Genomic DNA, 6,169 nt, shown 5'->3' with positions numbered 1-6,169 from the left:
CTCGCTACGAGCGAATGGCTAGTTCTTACTCGACGGGAATTCCACCCGCTATATGATACGACCTAGGCTCGGCCGCACACCTGCACGTTAGTTGATCAACGAAAAAAAAGAACTGCTTGCCGCAACTCCATCTTCAACTCAAGCACCCGTTAGTTAAAGTACATTTCTTCACAATCTGTTTAGTTAGTCGAACTAACCATAAGATCAAGTATCTAGATACATAGTAGTGGACACATTTCGATTTTTCATTTTTTCTTTATAAAAATGATAACAATTGAATCCATTATCGCTTCATAACCAATTTGAATATAAATTCTATTGGATGTAGGATTACTGAGATCAGTGTATAAACTTGTTGTTTTATAACCTCGCTCCAATAAGGATTGAGTCAAAGCTGAAACACAATCGGAAGCATATCCCTTTTTTCTTTCTCCAATCGGAGTGTAAACATAACTGATTGTAATATTATTTTGAGTTGGACGTGTAGCATATGCCATAGAAACCAATTCTCCGTTTATTTCCCATCCAACAAAATTTCCTTTAATTATCAATTCTTTAGCCCTTTTATCTGCTTCTTCTAAACTTAAAGGTTGATTTATTTCATTACAAAACTGAAACACCCAGTCTTTAATTATGTGATGATCGCTTTCTTTTGTATTCCTGAGTTTTCCATTTGTTTTAATTTTTTTCTTAACTCTTTCTAGCTTATAAATTTTTTGGTCCACTAAAACACTGGCAAATATCCCCCTAATGTTCGAAATATACTTAACTAAAAGCAGGTTCAAGTAATTTTACCTCTGCATAGTACCGCAGTGTTTCTTTACTTAATCCTGTCATTTTTGAAAAATCACTAATCTTGTACAGATTCTCTCCCTCCCACATCAATATTAAACTGTGGGGTGCACCACAGAGTCAAACATTAATTTTTTAATTGTTTCTTCATTAGTTCGGCTATATGTATATTATTTTGATCCATACTATTTTCTAATTGTTTAATGATTAATTCTTGTCTGTTTACAGGATGATTTTGACTCAGCTTGGCTTTTCCCTCTATTTTATTTATTTGGATTTTAAAACATACAATTCCTTTACTCATCCCCTTAATAAAACTGGAATCTACATTCTTTAACTGATAGGAACTGTCTTGTTTTTCATATTTATTTACCATTTCGGACAGAGCTTCGTATACTTCCTGCTCTTCTTCTACAATCTCCAACTGACCGTATACGTGTATAGCAACATAGTTCCAAGTTGGTACAGCTTGGTTGGTCTCGTACCAAGATGGAGAAATATAGCAATGAGGACCTTGAAAGATAACAAGAACATTTTGATTTACGATATCCTTCCATTGTTCGTTCGGACGGGCAAAATGTCCATACAAATAACCTTCTTTTTTATTCAAAAGCAGCGGTAGATGAGTGGCATAGGGCTCACCATTATGCTGAGAAAACAATGTAGCAAAGCTATTTTTTTCAATAAAATCATGGATAACTTCTTCATTATCAATTTTAAAATGTTTAGGTATATACATAACTATCATCTCCACTCAAAAGGTATTTGAATTATTTCTCTGTCAGTTAATAAAAACCTTCTTTTGCAATGATAACAATTCAGGTTTTAGAAATAGAAAAAAGACTGGGGAAGAGAATCGCCAGTCCTTTAGTCGCTCGATAAAAATCCGAGCGTTATTATAATATTAATTATGCTAATAAAAAATCAGCTTTCACTATTCATTTCCAGTTGTGATTTCAATTCATCCTGAATACGCTGTTGTTCTGCTATCGTTACAAGTCCATAATAGATATTATCAATCATTTTCCCTTCTGATTGTAATACCATTTGTTCGATGTTTTTTCCAGCATCTTTATAATTCTTTTGGATGTCAATCATCTCTTCAAAGGTAAGATTAGTTTTGACATTACCGCCAATTGCTTGGAAGATCTCTGGGGCTTTCGATAAGCTTGATATACTTGCGCCCTCTTTGATCACAGCTTGAATAACTTGGCGTTGACGTTCTTGACGGCCGAAGTCTCCATTCGGATCATCGTATCTCATTCTTATATAAATTAATGCTTCCTCGCCATTCAGGTGAATCCGACCAGTAGGAAAATCAAATTCTTCCATTGTAAAAGCAAAATCATTCTCGACATTAATTCCGCCCACATTGTCAACAATATCCTTAAAGCCTTCCATATTGATTTTCACATAATAATCAATCGGAATATCAAGGAATTTCTCAACAGTATCTACCGCCATTGGGACACCGCCAAACGCGTAAGCATGGTTTATCTTATCCTCTTTCCCCTTACCTACAATCTCTGTTCGAGTATCCCTTGGAATACTCAGCATTTTTACGGAATTATTGTTTGGATTCACTGTTAACACAATCATCGTATCAGAACGGCCTTTATCTCCTTCCCGTTCATCCACACCCAGCATTAAAACAGAAAAAGGTTCTTTCTTTTTTAAAGCTTCTGGTTTCACCTTACTTTGTTTGCCATCAAGAGGTTCATGCATTGTTGCTACAGCATTATTAATAGATTTATAGACAGAGAACCCATAGACGCCGCCAGCGATAAGTATAATAAATAAAAACAAGCGTATTATATTTCGCCAGTTAAGCCTCCTCCTTTTTCTCTTTCTCATTTCATGGTCCTCCTAAACAAAACAGCATTTTTTAAATAGGTTACCAAAGAGTTGTGTCAAAGGAATTACAGGAACATGTCGATTTATTGTTATTTACTTTACATATTTTCTAGAATATCGACATAATATTAAGAAATTATTCTTAAACAAACGTTTGTTTAAAAGCGCCATCACCCCTTTTGTAAAACGAACTTTAACTTATTTCCTAGAAAATTTTTTGTCGATTATGAGTTTCACTATATACTAATAATCTACAAACACAGCCATATAAATAAAGCTTTCCATTATTTACGAAAAATAGCTTGAGGAAAAAATCATCCCCAAGCTATCATGATTAGATCTATATTTGATTCTTATTTACCGATAAATTCCTGTGTCCAATAATTTCCTTGTGAGACGTAACCAACACCAATATAGTTGAAGTTCGGGCTAAGAATGTTTTTGCGGTGACCTTCACTATTCATCCACCCTTTGACAACTTCTTCAGGAGTTCGCTGCCCCATGGCAATATTTTCACCGGCATAACGATACGTGATCCCATATTTTTTCATCATGTCAAACGGTGAACCATAAGTCGGGCTTATATGGCTAAAATAGCCGTTCTCAGACATATCACGTGATTTTTCATGTGCCATTTTGCTAAGCGTCAAATCTACTTTAAGTGCAGGTAAACCATTTTTTGCACGCTCTTGATTGGTAAGGTCGACCACTTTTTGCTCATAAGCACTTAAAGTACTTGTAGTTTGTGGTGTAGTTGGTTTTGTTGATGTCTCAGGTTGCTGCTGCACAGGTTGTGGAGTAGTTGTTTGAGCAGGTTGTTGTGTTTGTTGACTTGGTTGTGTCTGGACTGGCTGCTTTACAGTGGTTTTCGGAACTGTAAATCCAAAACTAGCAAGATATTTTTCTATTACACTATTAATCTCATTGATATTAGATCCTTGATATACATAGACCTTTTCCTGTACTACAGGGGTATAACTATTCGCATGTGCTTTATTTAATGCTGGATTCGCCATTACTACAGCAGCCGCAGCTACTACGGTTAGAAGTGCTTTTTTCTTTAACATATTAACATCCTCCTAAAATAATTGCCGTTATTAGCAAATTCATCGTAACATACGATTTTTGTCATATTTAAGGGAGGATTTTACAGGTAAAACCACTACTATTCCTCTTTACTGCCCCAAATTCCTATTTACACTCTAAATATAAGCCTTTGCAGAATTCATTACTCAGAACTCTTTTATTTTCAAGTCTTCTAATTTCAGGAAAAATAACCAGGAATTATTGTAAAAAAGAGGATTGACAGCATTCAATAAACTGAACATTCTTAACAAATATTTCAGACAAGTATCATTACTAACAGAAATATTAAATAAAGGATGTATTTCAGGCACATATATTTTTACTTCTGATCAGAAGGTGAAATGGGTGGGTCTAGCTGAATTTTTTTGTTTGGATATATTTTTGAAATGATTGAAGAAGACTCTGCCAACCTTATGATTTCATTTGCTGGTAATTCCATAGAAACTCCGTTGAAGGCAGTCTTATATGTGTTCCTAACTGTATAGGGTACTTGGTTCTTATCTAATAATGTTTGAAGTTCCTTTTGAAAGGTTACATGACTTTCTTCTACCTTTTCCTTGGCTTCCTCGATTGTTAAAGGAATCCCCTTCGCTTCTGCTTCTAAAACCGCTATTTTAGCTGGTTTTGTTTTAAATTCAATGATGATCGAGATGATTTGATCACTTGAAAGGTCTATGGCAGGATCTATATGGACTGAAGGGTTCATCGTTTCTTTCACCACCTTTTCCTCATTTACATTATGATTACTTTCCTGACATCCACTTAATATAGACAGGAAAGCTGATGCCAAGATGACCCCTATATAATATTTCTTCATTTATCATTACATCCCCTTTTTAGCTGAAGCTTTAAAAAGACTATATAACAGAATTTTGTCCTTTATCATCCCTTATCAAACATTTTTTCAAGGCGGATGTCATTTCAAAAAAAACGCTATTCTTCCTACAGCATTATATGCTATAGCCTCTGCTTTTAATGTGCCAAATACTTCAGAGAAAGTCGGCTGGATCATCCATTCCATTCCCGCAGAAGAAAGGGATATTCGATTGCCCAGCTCATTTGTATACGCGACCGTCGGATTGACTATTGCGCTCACTGTAAAAGCGGTATCCTTCACTTTCAACGTCAGATTGATGGCAGGAATGTTTCCGCTGACCGGTTCTTCCATAGTTAACTTCACTTTTGAAGTGTTGCCTGTAGTTTCTACATTCACCGCAGCAGGTCCGTATTCCGCAAGTGCATCGCTCGGCTTTACGTCTAAAATTTCAAAGCTTTGAACAATATTGTTCAGTGTCCACTCCGCGTTTTTCAATTTATCTACGTTATTTAACAAAAGCGTTGCAGATACGGTATCTCCCATCTTCACGTTCTTTTTATCAGCCTTCATATACGGTGCGCATTCGTACCACTTTTATACAAAACATTCCTACTTGTTGGACATTTGAACACAAAAGGTTAAAAATGAAAATGAAGGAAATCTGTTACTACAAAGCAGAAATTGACAGGAATTTAATAGAAATGGTTGTTACTATATACATAAGGAGTGAGCAATATGGGATGGGTAGAATCATTACAAAAGGCTATAGATTATATGGAAGAACATTTACTAGATCAAATATCGATTGAGAGTATTGCTAAACAAGCGAATGTTTCGGAGTTTCACTTTCAACGTATTTTTACAGTACTTACAGATATGTCTGTAGGTGAGTATCTTCGTCGAAGACGTCTAACACTCGCAGCCCAAGAACTATCTTCGACAGATTCTAGAATTATTGATGTCGCCCTTAAATATGGCTACGACACTCCTGAATCTTTTTCAAAGGCTTTTCGCAGGCAGCATGGCATCACACCCAGTCGAGCACGTAATTACAGTGGAAAGCTTAAATCTTATAACCGCCTGTCCATACAGGTGAATTTGAAAGGGGCAGAACCTATGAATTACAAAATTGTCGAAAAAGAAAGCTTTAAAGTAGTAGGAGTGAAGCGTGAGTTTTCATGCGAAAATGGGGAGAATTTAGCTGGGATACCTAAAATGTGGGATGATGTTCATGTAGATGGAACAAACGATTTATTATTCCAGGTGAATAATGGTCCACTTAAAGGTGTACTTGGGGTATGCGTCGATAAACGTGAAGCAGGATCTCTGTTGATGGATTACTGGATTGCAACAAGTCATACTGGAGACACACCGGATGGTCTACTGGCGCTGGAAATCCCTGCATCAAAATGGGGAGTATTTGAAGTACATGGTGCTATGCCTAATGCCATGCAGAATACTTGGAAACAAATCATCTCAGAATGGTTTCCATCCAGTCATTATCAGCATGCTGGCACCCCTGACTTAGAAGTCTATACAGATGGAAATCCATCAAGCCCTGATTATTACTCTGAAATTTGGATTCCACTTAAATAAGGACATACACTAATAAGAACCCTG

Annotated in this window: 8 protein-coding genes; 1 reads left to right on the top strand and 7 read right to left on the bottom strand. The window is 36.1% G+C overall.

Annotation, left to right across the window (positions count from 1 at the left end):
* Positions 1-245: 245 nt before the first annotated feature.
* The 7 genes from TR08_RS31850 to TR08_RS08090 form a co-directional block, all read right to left on the bottom strand.
* Positions 246-785 (bottom strand): GNAT family N-acetyltransferase, encoded by a 540-nt coding sequence (locus TR08_RS31850; RefSeq protein WP_152597367.1) that lies wholly within the window; start codon positions 783-785, stop codon positions 246-248.
* Entirely contained in the window at positions 766-837 is a 72-nt protein-coding gene (locus TR08_RS31845; protein WP_238579108.1) for a MerR family transcriptional regulator, read from the bottom strand. Before TR08_RS31845 ends, TR08_RS31850 begins: the two co-directional genes overlap by 20 nt.
* A gap of 82 nt (positions 838-919) precedes the next feature.
* Positions 920-1,531 carry an FMN-binding negative transcriptional regulator gene (locus TR08_RS08110; protein WP_045517270.1) on the bottom strand — a complete coding sequence of 204 codons (612 nt, stop codon included), beginning with the start codon at positions 1,529-1,531 and terminating at the stop codon, positions 920-922.
* Positions 1,532-1,716: 185 nt separating this feature from the next.
* On the bottom strand, positions 1,717-2,646 hold the full coding sequence (locus TR08_RS08105) for an LCP family glycopolymer transferase (protein ID WP_045517268.1): 930 nt from the start codon (positions 2,644-2,646) through the stop codon (positions 1,717-1,719).
* Positions 2,647-2,999: 353 nt separating this feature from the next.
* On the bottom strand, positions 3,000-3,713 hold the full coding sequence (locus TR08_RS08100; protein WP_045517266.1) for a CAP domain-containing protein: 714 nt from the start codon (positions 3,711-3,713) through the stop codon (positions 3,000-3,002).
* Between the two features lie 338 nt (positions 3,714-4,051).
* The gene (locus TR08_RS08095; RefSeq protein WP_045517264.1) at positions 4,052-4,549 is read right to left on the bottom strand and encodes a protease inhibitor I9 family protein; all 498 of its coding nucleotides are present in this window, start codon (positions 4,547-4,549) and stop codon (positions 4,052-4,054) included.
* A gap of 99 nt (positions 4,550-4,648) precedes the next feature.
* A complete protein-coding gene (locus TR08_RS08090; RefSeq protein WP_045517263.1) occupies positions 4,649-5,119 on the bottom strand; it encodes a hypothetical protein in 471 nt (156 codons plus the stop codon).
* 165 nt (positions 5,120-5,284) lie between these two features.
* Here TR08_RS08090 and TR08_RS08085 point away from each other — a divergent pair, with 165 nt between their 5' ends.
* On the top strand, positions 5,285-6,145 hold the full coding sequence (locus TR08_RS08085) for an AraC family transcriptional regulator (RefSeq protein WP_045517262.1): 861 nt from the start codon (positions 5,285-5,287) through the stop codon (positions 6,143-6,145).
* Positions 6,146-6,169 lie beyond the last annotated feature (24 nt).

Origin of the sequence: Neobacillus niacini (genome assembly GCF_000759675.1) — a bacterium.
Taxonomy (GTDB): Bacteria; Bacillota; Bacilli; order Bacillales; family Cytobacillaceae; genus Neobacillus; species Neobacillus niacini_A.
The sequence above is the reverse complement of the archived record's forward strand: the minus strand, read 5'-3'. Positions and strand labels throughout refer to the sequence as shown.